General features: G+C 71.1%; 18 protein-coding genes. 13 read left to right on the forward strand and 5 right to left on the reverse strand.

The window, feature by feature from the left end:
- Window positions 1-22: 22 nt before the first annotated feature.
- Entirely contained in the window at window positions 23-1,234 is a 1,212-nt protein-coding gene (locus tag ACFV2X_RS13160) for an amidohydrolase (protein WP_385615222.1), read from the forward strand.
- Here ACFV2X_RS13160 and ACFV2X_RS13165 read toward each other — a convergent pair.
- From ACFV2X_RS13165 to ACFV2X_RS13175, 3 genes are all read right to left on the reverse strand, one after another.
- A complete protein-coding gene (locus ACFV2X_RS13165; protein WP_385615224.1) occupies window positions 1,198-2,187 on the reverse strand; it encodes a heme A synthase in 990 nt (329 codons plus the stop codon). The genes ACFV2X_RS13160 and ACFV2X_RS13165 overlap by 37 nt on opposite strands.
- Window positions 2,188-2,323: 136 nt before the next feature.
- Window positions 2,324-3,097, reverse strand: a complete 774-nt coding sequence (locus tag ACFV2X_RS13170; protein ID WP_385615227.1) for an ABC transporter permease — start codon at window positions 3,095-3,097, stop codon at window positions 2,324-2,326.
- On the reverse strand, window positions 3,094-4,020 hold the full coding sequence (locus ACFV2X_RS13175) for an ABC transporter ATP-binding protein (protein ID WP_385615231.1): 927 nt from the start codon (window positions 4,018-4,020) through the stop codon (window positions 3,094-3,096). The genes ACFV2X_RS13170 and ACFV2X_RS13175 overlap by 4 nt, the downstream gene beginning before the upstream one ends.
- Before the next feature lie 173 nt (window positions 4,021-4,193).
- On the opposite strand from ACFV2X_RS13175, the gene ACFV2X_RS13180 reads away from it, so the two are divergent.
- The 11 genes from ACFV2X_RS13180 (at window position 4,194) to dapD (ending at window position 13,028) form a co-directional block, all read left to right on the forward strand.
- Window positions 4,194-5,027: a helix-turn-helix transcriptional regulator gene (locus ACFV2X_RS13180; RefSeq protein WP_385615233.1), complete on the forward strand. Its 834-nt coding sequence runs from the start codon at window positions 4,194-4,196 to the stop codon at window positions 5,025-5,027.
- Window positions 5,024-6,445, forward strand: a complete 1,422-nt coding sequence (gene sufB / locus ACFV2X_RS13185; protein ID WP_385615236.1) for a Fe-S cluster assembly protein SufB — start codon at window positions 5,024-5,026, stop codon at window positions 6,443-6,445. Before ACFV2X_RS13180 ends, sufB begins: the two co-directional genes overlap by 4 nt.
- 85 nt (window positions 6,446-6,530) lie before the next feature.
- Entirely contained in the window at window positions 6,531-7,703 is a 1,173-nt protein-coding gene (gene sufD / locus ACFV2X_RS13190; RefSeq protein WP_385615239.1) for a Fe-S cluster assembly protein SufD, read from the forward strand.
- Window positions 7,700-8,023, forward strand: coding sequence for a bifunctional 3-phenylpropionate/cinnamic acid dioxygenase ferredoxin subunit (locus tag ACFV2X_RS13195; RefSeq protein WP_014180620.1), 324 nt, complete (start codon window positions 7,700-7,702; stop codon window positions 8,021-8,023). Before sufD ends, ACFV2X_RS13195 begins: the two co-directional genes overlap by 4 nt.
- Window positions 8,024-8,030: 7 nt before the next feature.
- Window positions 8,031-8,798 (forward strand): Fe-S cluster assembly ATPase SufC, encoded by a 768-nt coding sequence (gene sufC / locus ACFV2X_RS13200; protein ID WP_358634026.1) that lies wholly within the window; start codon window positions 8,031-8,033, stop codon window positions 8,796-8,798.
- 60 nt (window positions 8,799-8,858) lie between these two features.
- Window positions 8,859-10,115: a cysteine desulfurase gene (locus ACFV2X_RS13205; protein ID WP_385615242.1), complete on the forward strand. Its 1,257-nt coding sequence runs from the start codon at window positions 8,859-8,861 to the stop codon at window positions 10,113-10,115.
- A gap of 11 nt (window positions 10,116-10,126) precedes the next feature.
- Window positions 10,127-10,591, forward strand: a complete 465-nt coding sequence (gene sufU / locus ACFV2X_RS13210) for a Fe-S cluster assembly sulfur transfer protein SufU (protein WP_385615245.1) — start codon at window positions 10,127-10,129, stop codon at window positions 10,589-10,591.
- A complete protein-coding gene (locus ACFV2X_RS13215) occupies window positions 10,588-10,926 on the forward strand; it encodes a metal-sulfur cluster assembly factor (protein WP_385615248.1) in 339 nt (112 codons plus the stop codon). The genes sufU and ACFV2X_RS13215 overlap by 4 nt, the downstream gene beginning before the upstream one ends.
- 118 nt (window positions 10,927-11,044) lie before the next feature.
- A complete protein-coding gene (locus ACFV2X_RS13220; protein ID WP_385615251.1) occupies window positions 11,045-11,365 on the forward strand; it encodes a DMT family transporter in 321 nt (106 codons plus the stop codon).
- Entirely contained in the window at window positions 11,365-11,940 is a 576-nt protein-coding gene (locus tag ACFV2X_RS13225; protein WP_385615254.1) for a TetR/AcrR family transcriptional regulator, read from the forward strand. Before ACFV2X_RS13220 ends, ACFV2X_RS13225 begins: the two co-directional genes overlap by 1 nt.
- A gap of 89 nt (window positions 11,941-12,029) precedes the next feature.
- Window positions 12,030-13,028 (forward strand): 2,3,4,5-tetrahydropyridine-2,6-dicarboxylate N-succinyltransferase, encoded by a 999-nt coding sequence (dapD, locus tag ACFV2X_RS13230; protein ID WP_385615257.1) that lies wholly within the window; start codon window positions 12,030-12,032, stop codon window positions 13,026-13,028.
- A 28-nt stretch (window positions 13,029-13,056) separates the two neighbouring features.
- On the opposite strand, the gene dapA is transcribed toward dapD, so the two are convergent.
- Window positions 13,057-13,965, reverse strand: a complete 909-nt coding sequence (gene dapA / locus ACFV2X_RS13235; RefSeq protein WP_385615260.1) for a 4-hydroxy-tetrahydrodipicolinate synthase — start codon at window positions 13,963-13,965, stop codon at window positions 13,057-13,059.
- 115 nt (window positions 13,966-14,080) lie between these two features.
- Window positions 14,081-15,934: an endonuclease/exonuclease/phosphatase family protein gene (locus tag ACFV2X_RS13240; protein ID WP_385615262.1), complete on the reverse strand. Its 1,854-nt coding sequence runs from the start codon at window positions 15,932-15,934 to the stop codon at window positions 14,081-14,083.
- A gap of 423 nt (window positions 15,935-16,357) precedes the next feature.
- Between ACFV2X_RS13240 and ACFV2X_RS13245 the strand changes: the two genes are divergently transcribed.
- Window positions 16,358-17,875 (forward strand): hypothetical protein, encoded by a 1,518-nt coding sequence (locus ACFV2X_RS13245; RefSeq protein ID WP_385615264.1) that lies wholly within the window; start codon window positions 16,358-16,360, stop codon window positions 17,873-17,875.
- Window positions 17,876-17,918 lie beyond the last annotated feature (43 nt).

Here is a 17,918-nt window from a genome sequence, read left to right on the forward strand (position 1 = left end):
GTTTCGCCCGTTAAGCCCTTCGATGCCCGACGGCGAGGAGGCGGCGGCGATGGACGAGGCGACGGGCACTTCGGCCGACCCGGCCCCCTCGGACGCCGCCAGTGAGTCCGTTCTGGACACGGCGGCCGTCCTGGAGACAGCGGCCGTCCTGGACACGGCGGACAGACCCTCCGCCTGGGCGAGAGCGCTGCCGCCGCTCATCGACCAGCACAGCCACGGCGCCCTCCACGGTGAGCTCGGCCTCGGCTCGTTCGAAGCCCATCTCGCCGCCGCCGCGGGCTCCCGCACCGCCGCCCCGGCGGGCACCACCTTCTTCGACAGCTGGACCGGTCTGGCCGTACGCCGCTGGTGCCCACCGCTGCTCGGCCTGGAGGCCCACTGCGCCCCCGTCCGCTATCTCGCCCGCCGCCGCGAGCTGGGCGCCTACCGCGCCGGGCGGCTGCTGTTGCGCGGCGCGGGCATCGGCGCCTTCCTGCTGGAGTCGGGGTCGCCGGGCGAGCTCACCTCGGCCGACGAGCTGGCCGCGGCCGCGGACGGCCCGGTCCACGAGGTCATCCGCCTGGAGCCGCTGGCCGAAGAGGTCGCGGACACCTCGGGCTCGGTCGACTCCTTCATCGGCAACACCGCGGAGGCCCTGTACGCCGCGGCCCAGCACGTCACCGCCTTCGCCGTGGGCGTCACCTTCTGCGACGAGACCCCGCCGGACCCCCGGGAGGTGCGGCGGGCGGCGGACCGCTGGCTCGGCGGGCGCACCCCGCGCGCCCGCCCCGCCGATCCGGCGCTGCTCCAGCATCTGCTGTGGAGCGCCGTGGCGACCGGACTGCCCGTACAGCTGCACTGCGCCGATCCACAGCCGCTCGCGGGCTTTCTGCGCGCCACCGCGGGCGCCGGAACCGACCTGGTGCTGCTGCCTTGCCGGCCGCACCACCGCCGCGCCGCCCAGCTGGCCGCCGCCTTCGCGCACGTATACGCGGACGCGGGGCCCCGGCCGGGGGAGACCCTTGGCGAGGCGCCGTTCGGCAAGCTGCTGTTCTCGACCGGGGCGCGGGCGCTGCCCGAGCTGTATGTGACCGGCGCCCGGCTGTTCGTACGGTCCATGGCGCGGCTGGCGGCCGAGTGGGTCGCCGACGGCTTCTGCACCCGGCCCGAGGCGCGGCGCATCGCCGCGCTCGTCGCGGCCGGAACCGCGCGCCGGGTCTACCGGCTGGACGCGGCGGCCTCGGCCACGGGCTGAGCGGCGGGCGCGGGGGCGGCGACCGGCGCGGGGAGCTCGGCCCGCTCGCGCTGGGAGAGCAGGACTCGCAGCGCCGCGATCCACACCAGGCAGGAGCCGAACATGTGGATGCCGACGACCACCTCGGGCAGATGCGTGAAGTACTGGACGTAGCCGACCACGCCCTGGAGGAGCAGTACCGCGAGCAGCTCCGACACGGTCCGGCGCGTGGCGGCCGGGGCCTTCACGGCCCGCAGGGTGAACCACAGGGCGGCGCTCAGGCCCAGCACGATGTAGACGAAGTCCACGTGCAGCTGGGTGATCTCCTGCCAGTCCAGCGGGATGCGGTGCACCTTGTTGGCGTCGCCCGCGTGCGGGCCCGCGCCGGTGACCACGGTGCCGATCACGATCAGCGCACCGGTGGCGCCGACCAGCAGCCAGGTCAGCTGCCGCACCGGCCGGGCGACGAGGTCGCGCGGCTCGGCGTCGCCCTCGCGGACGCGCCACCAGGTCAGCACCGCGACCGTCAACAGCGCGGTGGACAGCAGGAAGTGCGCGCTGACGATGTACGGGTTGAGGCCGGTGAGGACCGTGATGCCGCCGACCACGGCATTGCCCATGACGATCCAGAACTGGGCCCAGCCGAGCTTGGTGAGCGAGCGGCGCATCGGAGTGCGGGAGCGAGCCGCGATGATCAGCAGGCCCACGACCGCGCACAGCACATACGTCAGCATGCGGTTGCCGAACTCGATGGCTCCGTTGATGCCCATCGCGTGCGTGGGCGTCAGGCTGTCCTCCGTGCAGGTCGGCCAGGTCGGGCAGCCGAGTCCGGACTGGGTGAGCCGAACCGCGCCGCCGGTGACGACGATGACGACGGCCATCACCACGGCGGCGAGCGCGGCGCGCTCCACGAACCGCGCGGACGGCTGCCAGCGGCGGGCGATCTGCTCGAGGGGGTTCAGCGAAGAGGGCACGTCGCCCATCGTAGGCGGGCGCTTGTGCAGCAATTCACGAGGGGGGTCTGGGGGGAGTCGCTCCCCCGTGAAGACGCAGTACGAGGGGGGTCTGGGGGGAGTCGCTCCCCCGTGAAGACGCAGTACGAGGGTCCCACTACTCCCAGCGGAACCAGCGCGCCGCCGCCCCCAGCCCCAGCACCGCCCACACCGCCAGGATCCCCAGGTCGCCCCACGGCACCCCCGCCCCGTCCCGCAGCACGTCCCGCAGCCCGTCCGACAGGGCCGAGATCGGCAGCAGCTGCAGCACACCGCGCACCGCGTCCGGGAACTTGTCCAGCGACACGATCACACCGCCGCCGACGAGCAGCAGCAGGAAGACGAGGTTGGCGGCCGCGAGGGTCGCCTCGGCCTTGAGGGTGCCCGCCATCAGCAGGCCGAGGCCGGAGAACGCGGCCGTGCCGAGGAGCAGCAGCAGCGCGACGGTGAGCGGGTTGCCGTGCGGGGACCAGCCGAGGGCGAGGGCGATCACGGTCAGCAGCGCGATCTGCAGCACCTCGGTGACCAGCACCGAGCAGGTCTTGGCGGTCATCAGGGCCCAGCGCGGCAGCGGGGAGGCGCCGAGCCGCTTGAGGACGCCGTAGCGCCGCTCGAAGCCGGTCGCGATGGCCTGTCCGGTGAAGGCCGTGGACAGTACGGCGAGCGCGAGGACGCCGGGGGCGAGGAAGTCCACGGTCTTGCCGTCCGAGCCCGTGTCGACGATGTCGACGCTGCTGAACAGCACCAGCAGCAGGGACGGGATGATCACGGTCAGCAGCAGCTGCTCGCCGTTGCGCAGCAGCATCCGGGTCTCCAGGGTGGCCTGGGCGCGGATCATGCGCGGCAGCGGGGCCGGGCCCGGCTGTGGGGTGAAGGTTCCCGGGGCGGTCACGCGCGCAGCTCCTTGCCGGTCAGCTCGAGGAAGACGTCCTCCAGGGTGTGCCGCTCGACCGAGATCCGGTCCGGCATGACGCCGTTCTGGGCGCACCAGGAGGCGACGGTGGCCAGCAGCTGCGGGTCGATCTTGCCGGTGACGCGGTACGAGCCGGGGGTCAGCTCGTCGGCCGTGGAGTCGGCGGGCAGCGCCTTGAGCAGCGAGGCCAGGTCGAGCGCGGGGCGGCCGCTGAAGCGCAGCGTGTTCTCTGCTCCGCCGCGGCACAGCTGCTCCGGGCTGCCCTGGGCGATGACCTTGCCGCCGTCGACGATCGCGACGTCGTCGGCGAGCTCTTCGGCCTCGTCCATGTAGTGCGTGGTCAGCACGACGGTCACGCCGTCCCGGCGCAGATCGCGGACGAGGTCCCAGGTGGCGCGCCGGGCCTGCGGGTCGAGGCCGGCGGTGGGCTCGTCGAGGAAGACCAGTTCGGGGCGGCCGACGACGGCCATGGCGAGCGCCAGGCGCTGCTGCTGGCCGCCGGAGAGCCGGCGGTAGGTCGTACGGCCGCAGGACCCGAGGCCGAGCCATTCTATGAGGTGGTCGACGTCGAGGGGGTGGGCGTACAGGCCCGCGGTGTGGCGCAGCATCTCTTCTGCGCGCGCCCCGGAGTAAACCCCTCCGGACTGCAGCATCACGCCGATCCGGGGGCGCAGCGCGGCAGCCTGGGTGACCGGGTCGAGGCCGAGGACGCGGACCGTACCGGCGTCCGGCCGCCGGTATCCCTCGCAGGTCTCGACGGTGGTCGTTTTGCCTGCCCCGTTGGGGCCGAGCACGGCGGTCACGGTGGACCGCGCGATGGACAGGTCGAGCCCGTCCACGGCGGTCTTCGAGCCGTACCGCTTGACGAGGCCGAGGATGTCGACCGCGGGCTCTTCTCGCATGCCCGGCAGTCTACGAATCACCCGGGGGGAGTCGGCGGGCAGGGCGGGGACGGACCTTGTTTCCGCAGGCAGGCCGGGGCATCGCGGTTAGGTGTGCCTTAGTGACGCACTCCACCGGACCGCCGCCGGGACCTCGCTTGTACCTCCCCGGGGAATTAAGCAACAATGGCGTTGTGAAATACGCGAGCGAAGCTCCGGCGGGACGCGCGGTCGAGGCGGCCGCGCGATCTGCCGTGCCCGTGCCCGCGCCCGATGAGCAGCACGGCACCCGTAACAAGGTCGCCCGCTCCATCCTCGACCATGGCCCGTCCACCGCGGCCGAGCTCGCCCTGCGGCTCGAGCTGACCCAGGCGGCCGTGCGCCGCCACCTCGACACCCTCGTCGCCGACGGCGTCGTCGAGCCCCGCGAGAAGAGGGTGTACGGGGCGCGGAGCCGCGGCCGCCCGGCCAAGGTCTTCGCGCTCACCGACTGCGGGCGCGACGCCTTCGACCAGGCGTACGACGAGCTGGCCGTGGACGCCCTGCGCTGGATCGAGCAGAGCGCCGGCGGTGGCGAGGCGGGCCGGGCCGCGGTCGCCGCGTTCGCGCGCGCCAGGCTCGCCGCCCAGGCCGTGGCGTACCGCCAGGCCATCGAGGCCGCGGAGCCCCACAGCCGCGCCCAAGCCCTCGCCCGCGCACTGTCCGCGGACGGGTACGCTGCTACGGCGCGCAGCGCACCGGTCGGCGAGCAGCTCTGCCAGCACCACTGCCCGGTCGCCCATGCGGCCGAGCGGTATCCGCAGCTGTGCGAGGCGGAGACCGAGGCCTTCTCCCAGCTCCTCGGGACCCATGTGCAGCGTCTGGCCACCATCGCCCATGGCGACGGGGTGTGCACGACCTACATTCCCGGGACCGGCAAGGCCGAGAAGGCCGCCCCCAGTAAGACATCCAGCAAATCCAGCAAGACCCCCAGCAAGACCAAGACCACCACAGCATCTGCCAGCACGGCCGGGAGGAACCCCGAATGACTCTCCCCACGGAGACTGCTCACCCCGAGCTCGAGGGGCTGGGCACTTACGAGTACGGCTGGGCCGACTCCGATGTGGCCGGTGCCTCCGCCAAGCGCGGCCTTTCCGAAGCGGTCGTCCGCGACATCTCGGCGAAGAAGTCCGAGCCGGAGTGGATGCTGAAGCTCCGGCTGAAGGGCCTCAGGCTCTTCGAGAAGAAGCCCATGCCCACCTGGGGCTCGGACCTCTCCGGTATCGACTTCGACAACATCAAGTACTTCGTGCGCTCGACGGAGCAGCAGGCCACCTCCTGGGAAGAGCTGCCCGAGGACATCAAGAACACGTACGACAAGCTGGGCATCCCGGAGGCCGAGAAGCAGCGCCTCGTCGCGGGTGTCGCCGCGCAGTACGAGTCTGAGGTCGTCTACCACAAGATCCGTGAGGACCTCGAGGAGCAGGGCGTCATCTTCCTGGACACCGACACCGGTCTCAAGGAGCACCCGGAGCTCTTCCAGGAGTACTTCGGCTCGGTGATCCCGGTCGGCGACAACAAGTTCGCCTCGCTGAACTCGGCGGTGTGGTCCGGCGGCTCGTTCATCTACGTGCCGAAGGGCGTGCACGTGGAGATCCCGCTCCAGGCCTACTTCCGGATCAACACGGAGAACATGGGCCAGTTCGAGCGGACGCTGATCATCGTCGACGAGGACGCCTACGTCCACTACGTCGAGGGCTGCACCGCGCCGATCTACAAGTCGGACTCGCTGCACTCCGCGGTGGTCGAGATCATCGTCAAGAAGGGCGCCCGCTGCCGCTACACGACCATCCAGAACTGGTCGAACAACGTGTACAACCTGGTCACCAAGCGCGCCGTGGCCTACGAGGGCGCGACCATGGAGTGGGTCGACGGAAACATCGGCTCCAAGGTGACCATGAAGTACCCGGCCGTCTATCTGATGGGTGAGCACGCCAAGGGCGAGACCCTGTCCATCGCCTTCGCGGGCGAGGGCCAGCACCAGGACGCCGGCGCCAAGATGGTCCACATGGCGCCCCGCACCTCGTCCAACATCATCTCCAAGTCGGTGGCGCGCGGCGGCGGCCGCACCTCCTACCGCGGTCTGATCGAGATCGGCGAGGGCGCCGAGGGCTCCAAGTCCAATGTGCTGTGCGACGCGCTCCTGGTCGACACCATCTCCCGCTCGGACACCTACCCGTATGTGGACGTCCGCGAGGACGACGTGTCCATGGGCCACGAGGCGACCGTCTCCAAGGTCAGCGACGACCAGCTCTTCTACCTGATGAGCCGCGGCCTGTCCGAGGACGAGGCCATGGCGATGATCGTGCGCGGCTTCGTCGAGCCGATCGCGCGCGAGCTTCCCATGGAGTACGCGCTGGAGCTCAACCGGCTGATCGAGCTGCAGATGGAAGGCGCGGTCGGCTGACGCCGGACCCTTCCCCGAAACCCGCGGCGGCCCGTCCTGAGGGAGGGCCGAGGTACGTCACCAGAAAGCGAGCTGTACAGCTGCCATGGCTGCTGAAACCATTCCGGCCGGATCCACCACGGACGGTGCCATCCAGGTCGGCCAGCCCACCGATGCGAGGCTCGGCGCCATCGCGTCGTACGACGTGGCCGACTTCCCGGTGCCGCATGGCCGTGAGGAGGAGTGGCGGTTCACTCCTCTGGAGCGGCTGCGCGGTCTGCACGACGGCACGGCCGAGGCCACCGGCGGGCTGCGGGTCGAGGTGAGCGCCCCCGAGGGCGTCACCGTCGAGACCGTGGACCGTACGGACCCGCGCCTGGGCAAGGCCGGCAAGCCCGTCGACCGGATCGCGGCCCAGGCGTACAGCTCCTTCGAGAAGGCCTCGGTGGTCTCGGTCGCCAAGGAGACCGTGCTCACCGAGCCCGTGCGGATCTCCGTGCACGGCGAGGGCGGCACCGCCTACGGCCACCAGGTCGTGGAGGTCGGCGCCTTCGCCGAGGCCGTCGTGGTCATCGACCACACCGGCGACGCCACCCTCGCGGCCAATGTGGAGTTCCTGGTCGGCGACGGCGCCAAGCTCACCGTCGTCTCGATCCAGGACTGGGCCGACACCGCCGTCCACGCCGCGCAGCACACCGCGCTCGTCGGCCGCGACGCCACGTTCAAGTCCGTGGTCGTCACCTTCGGCGGCGACGTGGTGCGCCTCCACCCGCGGGTCATCTACGGCGCCCCGGGCGGTGAGGCCGAGCTCTACGGCCTGTACTTCACCGACAACGGCCAGCACCAGGAGCACCGGCTCTTCATCGACCACGACACCCCGCACTGCCGGAGCAACGTGGCGTACAAGGGCGCGCTCCAGGGCAAGGACGCCCACGCGGTCTGGATCGGCGATGTGCTGATCCGCGCCGCGGCCGAGGGCACCGACACCTACGAGCTCAACCGCAACCTCGTGCTGACCGACGGCGCGCGCGTCGACTCGGTGCCGAACCTGGAGATCGAGACCGGCGAGATCGTCGGCGCCGGCCACGCCAGCGCGACCGGCCGCTTCGAGGACGAGCAGCTGTTCTACTTGATGGCGCGCGGCATCCCGGCCGACGAGGCCCGCCGTCTTGTCGTCCGCGGCTTCTTCGCCGAGCTCGTCCAGCAGATCGGCATCCCCGAGCTGGAGGAGCGCCTGATCGCCAAGATCGAGGCCGAGCTGGAGGCGTCCGTCGCATGAGCCAGACCTTTGTACGCGCCTGCGCGCTGAGCGAGCTGGAAGACGACACCCCCAAGCGGGTGGAGCTCGACGGCGTGCCCGTGTCGCTCGTGCGCACCGAGGGCGAGGTCTTCGCGATCAACGACATCTGTTCGCATGCGAACGTCTCGCTGTCCGAGGGCGAGGTGGAGGACTGCCAGATCGAGTGCTGGCTGCACGGCTCCAGCTTCGACCTGCGCACCGGCAAGCCGTCCGGCCTCCCCGCGACGCGCCCCGTCCCCGTATACCCCGTAAAGATCGAAGGGGACGACGTGCTCGTCTCCGTCACCCAGGAGTCCTGAGGCACCCATGGCAACGCTTGAGATCCACGACCTGCACGTCTCCGTCGAGGCCGAAGGCGGCCCCCGCGAGATCCTGCGCGGTGTCGACCTGACCGTGAAGCAGGGCGAGACCCACGCCATCATGGGCCCCAACGGCTCCGGCAAGTCCACGCTGGCGTATTCGCTCGCCGGTCACCCCAAGTACCAGGTCACCGGCGGCACGGTGACCCTGGACGGCGAGGACGTGCTGGCCATGTCCGTCGACGAGCGGGCCCGCGCGGGCGTCTTCCTCGCCATGCAGTACCCGGTGGAGGTCCCCGGGGTCTCCGTCTCCAACTTCCTGCGCACCTCGGCCACCGCCATCCGCGGTGAGGCGCCGAAGCTGCGCACCTGGGTGAAGGAGGTCAAGGAGGCCATGGAGCGCCTTTCGATCGACCCCGCCTTCGCCGAGCGCAACGTCAACGAGGGCTTCTCCGGCGGTGAGAAGAAGCGCCACGAGATCCTCCAGCTCGAGCTGCTGAAGCCCCGCATCGCGATCCTCGACGAGACGGACTCCGGCCTGGACGTCGACGCGCTGCGCGTGGTCTCCGAGGGCGTCAACCGCGTCCGCGAGACCGGTGAGGTCGGCACCCTGCTGATCACCCACTACACGCGCATCCTGCGGTACATCAAGCCCGACCACGTCCATGTCTTCGCGGCCGGCCGGATCGCCGAGTCCGGTGGCCCGGAGCTCGCGGACAAGCTGGAGGAAGAGGGCTACGAGGCTTATGTGAAGGGCGGCGCGACGAGTGAGTGACGACGACAGGGGCCGTTTCGGCGGCCAGGGGTTCGGCGACGTATACGGAGGCGCAGGGACATGACACAGCTGCCGGGCCTCCTCGACACCGAGGCGATCCGCAAGGACTTCCCGATCCTGGACCGGCTGGTCCACGACGGCAAGAAGCTCGTGTACCTGGACAACGCGGCGACGTCGCAGACGCCGCGTCAGGTGCTCGACGTACTCAGCGAGTACTACGAGGTGCACAACGCCAATGTGCACCGCGGAGTGCATGTGCTCGCCGAGGAGGCCACGGCGCTGTACGAAGGCGCCCGGGACAAGGTGGCCGCCTTCATCAACGCGCCGAGCCGGGACGAGGTGATCTTCACCAAGAACGCCTCGGAATCGCTCAACCTCGTCGCCAACATGCTGGGTTGGGCCGATGAACCCTACCGCGTGGACAGCGACACCGAGATCGTCATCACGGAGATGGAGCACCACTCCAACATCGTCCCCTGGCAGCTGCTTTCGCAGCGCACGGGCGCGAAGCTGAAGTGGTTCGGCCTCACCGACGACGGCCGGCTCGACCTGTCGAACATAGAGGAGATCATCACCGAGAAGACCAAGGTCGTCTCGTTCGTGCTGGTCTCCAACATCCTGGGCACGGTCAACCCGGTCGAGGCGATCGTCCGCCGGGCACAGCAGGTCGGCGCCCTCGTCGTCATCGACGCCTCGCAGGCCGCCCCGCATATGACGATGGATGTGCAGGCGCTGCAGGCCGACTTCGTGGCCTTCACCGGCCACAAGATGTGCGGCCCGACGGGCATCGGTGTGCTGTGGGGCCGTCAGGAGCTGCTGGAGGACCTGCCCCCGTTCCTCGGCGGCGGCGAGATGATCGAGACCGTCTCGATGCACTCCTCCACCTACGCCCCGGCCCCCCACAAGTTCGAGGCCGGTACGCCCCCGATCGCCCAGGCCGTCGGCCTCGGCGCGGCCGTGGACTATCTGACCTCGATCGGCATGGACAACATCGCCCGCCATGAGCACGCGGTCACCGAGTACGCGGTGCGCAGGCTCCTGGACGTCCCCGACCTGCGCATCATCGGCCCGACCACGGCCGAGGACCGCGGCGCGGCGATCTCCTTCACGCTCGGCGACATCCACCCCCACGACGTGGGTCAGGTGCTCGACGAGCAGGGCATCGCGGTCCGGGTCGGCCACCACTGCGCCCGGCCGGTCTGCCTCAGGTACGGAATTCCCGCGACCACGCGAGCGTCGTTCTATCTGTACTCCACCCCGGCCGAGGTCGACGCCTTGGTCGAGGGCCTGGAGCACGTTCGGAACTTCTTCGGGTAGGGGCGTGCTGCGTGAAGCTTGATTCGATGTATCAGGACGTGATCCTCGACCACTACAAGCACCCGCACGGGCGGGGCCTGAGGGACGGGGACGCCGAGGTACACCACACCAATCCGACCTGCGGGGACGAGATCACCCTCCGGGTCCGTCTCGACGGCGAGACCATCGAGGATGTGAGCTACGACGGCCAGGGCTGTTCCATCAGCCAGGCCAGCGCCTCCGTGCTCAATGAGCTGCTGGTCGGCAAGGAGATCGGCGAGGCGCGCAGGATCCAGGAAACGTTTCTGGAGCTGATGCAGTCCAAGGGCAAGACCCAGCCGGACGACGCGATGGAGGAGGTGCTGGAGGACGCGGTCGCGTTCGCCGGCGTCTCCAAGTACCCGGCCCGGGTGAAGTGTGCCCTGCTGAGCTGGATGGCGTGGAAGGACGCGACCGCCCAGGCGCTGGGCGAGCGTGCCGAAGGGAAGATCGCATGAGTGACAGCGTGGAAACGGCCGTCAAGCCGGCCGGCGAGGAAGAGGTCCGCGAGGCCCTGTACGACGTCGTGGACCCCGAGCTGGGCATCGACGTGGTCAACCTGGGTCTCGTCTACGGCATCCACATCGACGACGCCAATATCGCCACCCTCGATATGACGCTGACGTCCGCGGCCTGTCCGCTGACCGATGTCATCGAGGACCAGGCGAAGTCGGCCACCGAAGGCATCGTCAACGAGCTGCGCATCAACTGGGTCTGGATGCCGCCGTGGGGCCCCGACAAGATCACCGACGACGGCCGTGAGCAGCTTCGCGCCCTCGGTTTCAACGTCTGACCGCAGCAGCACGCCTGAACAGCCCCCGCGCCTCGGCGCGGGGGCTGTTCGCGTATTCCGGGTGTTCTCGGGTGTCGGTTGCGTACGGTCGTACGCATCGTTGTGTACACTCGTACGCATGGGGTATCTGACGCTCGCCGGAGCGATTACCGCCGAGATCCTGGCCACCACCTCGATGAAGTACAGCGAAGGCTTCAGCAGGCTCTGGCCCTCACTGGCCACCGTGGCCGGCTATGTGGTCGCCTTCGCGCTGCTCGCGCAGACCCTCAAGACGGTCTCGATGGGCACCGCGTACGCCATATGGGCCGGGGCCGGGACCGCCGTCATCGCGGCCATCGGCATGGTCTTCCTCGGGGAGGCCGCCACCGCCGCGAAGGTGGCCGGGGTGCTGCTGGTGATCGCCGGGGTGATCCTGCTCAACCTCGGCGGGGCCCACTGATGGCCCGCCGCTACGACCCGGAGCGGCGGCAGCGCATCATCGACGCCGCGGCCGCCGTGGTCCGCGAGCGCGGTATCGCGGGGCTCAGCCACCGGACCGTGGCCGCCGCGGCCGATGTGCCGCTGGGCTCGACGACGTACCACTTCGCCACCCTCGACGATCTGCTGATCGCGGCGCTCCGGCAGATCAACGCGGAGTGGCTGGCGGAGGTGGAGCGCTGGGCGGAGGGCGTCGATCCGGCCGCGCCGCCCGCCGACGAGCTGGCCCGGTGGCTGGAGGAGCAGTTCGCGGGCGACCGGGCGCGGTTGGAGCTGGAGTATGAGCTGTACTTCGCCGCGCTGCGCCATGAGGGGCTGCGGCCGCTCGCCGCCGAGTGCCTGGACGAGATGGCCCGGATGCTGACGCGACTGGTGCCCGACGCCGCCGCGGCGCGCGCGGTGGTGGCTCTGATCGACGGGCTGACCTTGCAAGTGCTGCTGGCGGACCGCCCGTACGACCGGGAGGGCACCCGCGCGGTGCTGGCGCGGATCATGGCCGCGGACGGGGATGGCGGGCTGCCCGAGACCGCGCACTGAGACCGCGGGACGCCGGTGGACCGGCCGCCCGGGACCGCTCGCTGAGACCGGTTCGCCTCCCGGGCCCGGCTCCGGTTAGCGTTCTGACCATGACCGACGCAGCCATCACCACCAGCACCACCCACACCGGCGCAGCCGCCGCCGGTCTTGCCACCCTCGCCGAGGACGGCACCGTCCTCGACACCTGGTTCCCGGCCCCCGAGCTGGTCGCCGAGCCCGGCCCGGCCGGGACCGAGCGGCTGAGCGACGAGCGCGCCGCCGAGCTGCTGGGCGACACCGCCCGGGGGGCTCTCGGGCCGGACCCGCGCCGCGGGGTCGAGGTCGTGGCCGTCCGTACGGTCATCGGCTCCCTCGACGACAAGCCGCTCGACGCGCACGACGTGTATCTGCGGCTGCATCTGCTCAGCCACCGCCTGGTCAAGCCGCACGGCCTGAGCCTGGACGGCATGTTCGGCCTGCTGGCCAACGTGGCCTGGACCTCGCTCGGCCCCGTCCCCGTCGACCAGGTCGAGCGGACCCGCCTCGCGGCCCGCGCCGAGGGGCTGCAGCTGTCGGTGACCAGCGTGGACAAGTTCCCGCGGATGACCGACTACGTGGTCCCGGCCGGGGTGCGCATCGGCGACGCGGACCGGGTACGGCTCGGCGCCCATCTGGCCTCCGGGACCACCGTCATGCACGAGGGCTTCGTCAACTTCAACGCCGGGACGCTGGGCACCTCCATGGTCGAGGGCCGGATCAGCGCGGGCGTCGTGGTCGGCGACGGTTCGGACATCGGCGGCGGCGCGTCGATCATGGGGACGCTTTCGGGCGGCGGCAAGCAGACGATCTCCATCGGTGAGCGCTGCCTGCTGGGCGCCGAGGCGGGCATCGGCATCTCGCTCGGCGACGACTGCATCGTCGAGGCGGGCCTGTATGTGACCGCGGGCACCCGGGTCGCCCTGCCGGACGGCACGATCCACAAGGCGCTGGAGCTGTCCGGCGTCAACAACCTCCTCTTCCGCCGCAACTCCACCACCGGCGCGGTCGAGGCGCTGCCGCGCAGCGGCTCGTGGGGCGGCCTCAACGAGGCGCTGCACAGCCACAACTGAGCCAACTGTGGGGGCGGGCGGCCTGGGGTCAGCGGCCGCCCGCCACCTCACCGCCCGTCACCTCGCCATACACGGCCAGCAGTCCGTCGGTCAGCTCCTGGCCGCCGGGGAGCAGCGGGGCCCGGACCGGGCCCGCGGGCAGCCCGAGCGCGCCGAGCAGCGCCTTGGCGGTGACCACCCCCGGCGTGCCGGCGGCCATCATCCGCTCGATGAGCGGGGTGAGAGCCAGATGGCGCCGGGCGGCCTCGCCCGGATCCCCCGCGTCGTATGCGTCGAGCACCGCGCGTACCTGCTGACCTGCGACGTTGGCCACGACGCTGACGTAGCCGGCGCCGCCGATGGCCCGCAGCGGCAGATTCAGCTCGTCGCAGCCGGAGAAGTAGGCCAGGTCGGTGGCGGCCATCACCTTCGCCGCCTTCAGCAGGTTGTACGCGCTGTCCTTGACGGCCGTGATGCGCGGATGTTCGGCGAGCCGCAGCAGGGTGTCGGCGTCGAGCTCGGTGCCGGTGCGGGCGGGGATGTCGTACAGCATCACGGGCAGCCCGACGGCGTCCGCGACCGTACGGAAGTGCTCCGCCACGGCGTCCTGGGGCGGGCGGCTGTAGTACGGGGTGACGACGAGGAGGCCGTGCGCCCCGGCCTTTTCGGCCGAGCGGGCCAGCTCGACGGTGTGCCGGGTGTCGCTGGTGCCCACCCCCGCGGTGATCCGGGCCCGGTCGCCGACGGCTTCCACGACGGCCCGCAGCAGCGCCTCCTTCTCGGCGTCGGAGGTGGTCGGGGACTCGCCGGTGGTGCCGCTGACCACGATTCCGTCGCAGCCGCCCCGGTCCACCAGATGGGCGGCCAGGCGCTGGGCGCCGTCGAGGTCGAGGGCGCCGTCCTCGTCGAACGGGGTGATCATGGCGGCGGCGGTACGGCCGAAGGGGCCCAGGGACATGTGTGAACGCTCCGTGCGGCAGGAGGACGGGACAAGGGGTGTTTCCTGCGCTGGATTCTGGGCCCCTTCGGGGTACAGGTCTATTTAATTGTGCTGGCCCGACAGTTCAGTACTGCTACGGCTTCACCCGGACGATCTGCGGGTCGTGGTCGCTGGACTGGTCCGCGAACTCCGCGTTGATGTGCACGATGTCGTAGTCCGGGCGGCGCACGGCGTGGCTGGTCAGGATGTGGTCCAGCACCTGCGAATTGCCGTTGTGGACATAGCCGTAGCGCTCGTCCTTCGGCTCCCCGGTGACCAGGTCGGTGAGCACCCTGCCGTTGGTGAGATCGGCCAGCGCGGGCGAGAACTGGTAGTCGTTGAGGTCACCCGCGACGACGACCCGCGACTGCGGGTCCACGGTCAGCAGCTTCTTGACGAAGGCGTTGACCGCTTCGGCCTGCCCGGTGCGCTGGGTCTCCGAGCTGCGGGCCGGGGGCTGGAAGCGGCTGTCCAGGCCCTGGTCGCCGCCCTTGGAGTTGAAGTGGTTGGCGATCACGAAGACCGGGCGGCCCCGGAAGGAGAACTGCCCGACCAGCGGCTTGCGGCTGTCCTTCCAGACCGGGTTCTCGGGGTCGATACGGCCGGGGGAGGCCGACAGGCCCGCCTTGCCGCCGTCGTCCGTCACCCGCACCGCGGTGGTGGCGTCCCCGCCCGCGACATCGGTGAAGGAGACCCGCTCGGGGTTGAAGAGGAAGGCGACACGGATGTTGCCGCCCGGCTGGCCGCCGTCCTGGTCGTCGGCCGGGTCGATCTGCCGCCACTCGTACGCGGGGCCGCCGGCCGCCTTGATCGCGTCGGTGAGCTTCTTGAGCGTGGCTCCGGCGCTGGTGACCGCGTCGTTCGTCGGGCCGTTGTCGTCCTGGACCTCCTCCAGGGCGACGATGTCGGGCGAGGCGAGGTTGTCCACGAGGCCCGAGGCGAGCCGGTCGAACTTCGCCTGCGCGGTCTTGGGGGACAGGTTCTCCACGTTGTACGTGGCGATGGACAGCTCGTCGGCCCTCTGCTTACGGGTGGTCTCCCGGGTCAGGTTTCCGTCCGCGAGCTCGCCGAGCGCGGTGGCCTGGATCTCGTAGCCGCCGAAGTTGTCGTAGTCCAGCGGTCCCGCGGTGGTGCCGGTCAGCCGGTCGCCGACATCGGCGACGGGGAAGGGGCGCTGGGCGAACGGGATGAGGGAGGCGACCTTGACCCGGCCGGCGTTCGGGTCGCGGTAGGAGCTGTAGAGCGCGCCGCCGCGGACGGTACGGGCGTGGCCGGGCTCGGCGGTCACCCACAGCTCGTTGTACTGGGTGGTCGCGCCCACGACCGGGGCGTCCTTGACCGAGGCGCGCATGCCCTCCAGGGACTCATAGCGGTCCAGGGCGTAGGAGTTCGGGCGCAGCCGCAACCCTTCAATATTGCCGCCATTGCCGCCATTGCCGCCCGACGCGTCGGGGGCGTAGCGGTCGGGGACGGTGGAGGGGCCCAGCGCGTAGGCGGCGGGCAGCGCGTTGCCCGAGGACTCGACCGTCCAGGTCGCCTTGGTGAGCTCGGTGACCGACTGCAGCCCGGCGTCCGCCCCGCCCGGGTAGTACTCGCTGACCGTGCCGGAGACCCGCACCGCGTCCCCGACGGCGACCGGCGGGGTCGTCGAACCGGTGTAGACGAAGATCGCCTCGCTGGTGGCCCGGTCCCGGTCGGGGTGGGGGTCCTGGAACCAGAAGCCGCGCGAGGAGCCGAAGGCTCGGATCGCCGTGACCGTACCGGGGACCTCGGACACTTGCTTGCCCGCGAACGGGGATATTCGGGTGCTGCCCTGGATGTCATGGATCCGGATCTCGGCGGCGGCCGCCGGCTGTGGGGCGGCGAGCAGCCCGGCCGCGAGCGCGGAGGCGACGACGGCGGTGACGGTGGCGGGACCGCGCAGGGGGCGTGGGGCGCGTGGGGGCATGGTGGGGCCTCCGATGAGGGAGCGACGAGACGTTTACCAGGGGCGCACAAGCGTCTACGCGCGTCAATGTCCTTCTTTACCAGGGCAGTTGTCAAGGGATGGCTGGAGTACGGGCGGGGTCGGGGGCGTGAACCGGGGTACGGCGTGGGGGTGGGGCGCGCTCCGGCGCCCGTGGGGTCGGCCGCTCATGTCGTATGCCGGGTCGATGGCCGAATTCGCAGGCCGACGTCCCCTTGACGGCACATCGGGACGAAACAGCCCCACCTTCCGTCTAGGCTGGGACCGGTCGCGCCCCTAGCGCCGCGGCCCCTCCCGAGCACGATCCATCCCAAGAGTTCCATCACGCGCTCAACCGTTTCAATCGTTCCAGCCGTTTCAACCGCTCCGTCCGCTCCATCCGCTCCCGAGGAGATGAATCCGCCGATGCCCGGAGACCGCCCCACCCTGCCGCCCGTGCGGCTTCGCTCCGAGGCCGAACTCGCCCGGGACGCGCTCAGCGCCCCCCTGCTGGCCCGTGCGGTACGGCTCGCCCGCTGGGCCGGGCCGCAGCGGCCGGTCGCGGCGGGCGGCGTGCTCACCGAGCCCGATCTGCGGGCGGCGGCCGAGCACCTGGGCCTCGGCGCCGACGAGGACGGGCCGGGGTACGCGGCGGAGGCCTGGCAGCTGGCCGTCGACACCGGGCTGATCGAGGTCCAGGAGCCCGCGCCGGCGGCTGAGGCCGCGGCGGCCGACGGGGATGTCGACGAGGACGGAACCACGGGGATCGCCACCCCCGGCGAGGAGCTGCGGCTGATCACCGAGGGCAGCCCGCGGGACGTCCTGGACATCTGGCTCGGCGGCTTCGAGACCGTACTCGCCGATGCGGCGGCCCCCGACCTCGCCGAGATCGTCGACCAGATCGGCGACGACGGCGAGATCGACCTCGACGAGATCGACTGGAACCCCGAGGAGGAGGCCGAGTTCCTGGACGGGGTGCTGGGCAATCTGTATCTGCTGACCGCCCTGGACGAGGAGGACGCCGGCCGCGCCGTGCCGCTCCCCGCGCTCGCCGCCGCCATGATCGTCCCCGAGGACATGGAGGAGCCCACCGACGACATCCTCGAGGAGATCTCCGAGGCGATGGTCCGCCTCGACGACCAGTTCCGGATGCTGGAGCCGACCGGCCTGGTCGAGTACCAGCCCGTGGACGAGGCGCTGATCGAGGAGGTCGACGGCGAGGGCCGCTTCCCCGAGACCGCCGGATCGCCCCTCGGCTCCGACCCCCTCGGCCCCGACGAGGACGACTTCTCCCGCTACGGCATGGTCAGGCTCACCCCGCTCGGCGTCTTCGGCGTGCGCAACCGGATGCTGGACGCCGGTATCGACGCCCCGGCCGTCGGCGACCTGGCCGACAAGGGCGCGGAGGTCCTGCTGGACGCCCTGCCCGGACACCCGGAGACCGCCGCGCGCGCCGAGGCCGAGCAGTGGCTGGCCCGCCGTACGCCCGACGCGGCCGCCCGCGAGCTGCTGGCCGCCGCGCGCGGCGACGACACGAGCGCGCCGCTGCGCCGTCTGGCCTGCCAGCAGACGCTCTCGCTGGTCGGGGACGCGGCCGAGCCCGCGCTGCGCGAGGTGCTGGACGACCGGCACCTGGGCGGCCTGGCCCGGGTATGGCTGGCCGAGCACGCGATGCCCGACGTCCCGGAGCCGTCCGAGGAGATGGTGTTCTGGCTGACGGTGGACACCATCGCGGCCCAGCTCGCCGCCGAAGGCGACTCCGCCGAGCTGCGGGAGCTGGTGCGCGGTCTCGTCGAGCAGTCCGGGAGCTTCTTCGACTCGGCGTGGCGGGTGGACCACCCGGCGACCGCCGAGGTGCTGGAGGCGATGGGGCGGCTGCACCCGGACAAGAAGACCGCCAAGGAAGCGCGGAAGGCGGCCTTCAAGGCGCGCTCACGCGCCTGACACTCCACCGTCACGCGCCTGACGCTCCCGCGGGAGCCTGGCG

It is taken from the genome of Streptomyces sp. NPDC059679 (genome assembly GCF_042734105.1).
Classification (GTDB): domain Bacteria; phylum Actinomycetota; class Actinomycetes; order Streptomycetales; family Streptomycetaceae; genus Streptomyces.

Coding starts and splice junctions, on each gene's coding strand:
- dapA (WP_385615260.1), bottom strand. CDS start 13,965: ATGTCCCTGGGCCCCTTCGGCCGTACCGCCGCCGCCATGATCACCCCG.
- ACFV2X_RS13245 (WP_385615264.1), top strand. CDS start 16,358: ATGCCCGGAGACCGCCCCACCCTGCCGCCCGTGCGGCTTCGCTCCGAG.
- ACFV2X_RS13240 (WP_385615262.1), bottom strand. CDS start 15,934: ATGCCCCCACGCGCCCCACGCCCCCTGCGCGGTCCCGCCACCGTCACC.
- sufC (WP_358634026.1), top strand. CDS start 8,031: ATGGCAACGCTTGAGATCCACGACCTGCACGTCTCCGTCGAGGCCGAA.
- dapD (WP_385615257.1), top strand. CDS start 12,030: ATGACCGACGCAGCCATCACCACCAGCACCACCCACACCGGCGCAGCC.
- ACFV2X_RS13160 (WP_385615222.1), top strand. CDS start 23: ATGCCCGACGGCGAGGAGGCGGCGGCGATGGACGAGGCGACGGGCACT.
- ACFV2X_RS13215 (WP_385615248.1), top strand. CDS start 10,588: ATGAGTGACAGCGTGGAAACGGCCGTCAAGCCGGCCGGCGAGGAAGAG.
- ACFV2X_RS13225 (WP_385615254.1), top strand. CDS start 11,365: ATGGCCCGCCGCTACGACCCGGAGCGGCGGCAGCGCATCATCGACGCC.
- ACFV2X_RS13205 (WP_385615242.1), top strand. CDS start 8,859: ATGACACAGCTGCCGGGCCTCCTCGACACCGAGGCGATCCGCAAGGAC.
- ACFV2X_RS13195 (WP_014180620.1), top strand. CDS start 7,700: ATGAGCCAGACCTTTGTACGCGCCTGCGCGCTGAGCGAGCTGGAAGAC.
- ACFV2X_RS13220 (WP_385615251.1), top strand. CDS start 11,045: ATGGGGTATCTGACGCTCGCCGGAGCGATTACCGCCGAGATCCTGGCC.
- sufB (WP_385615236.1), top strand. CDS start 5,024: ATGACTCTCCCCACGGAGACTGCTCACCCCGAGCTCGAGGGGCTGGGC.
- sufD (WP_385615239.1), top strand. CDS start 6,531: ATGGCTGCTGAAACCATTCCGGCCGGATCCACCACGGACGGTGCCATC.
- ACFV2X_RS13175 (WP_385615231.1), bottom strand. CDS start 4,020: ATGCGAGAAGAGCCCGCGGTCGACATCCTCGGCCTCGTCAAGCGGTAC.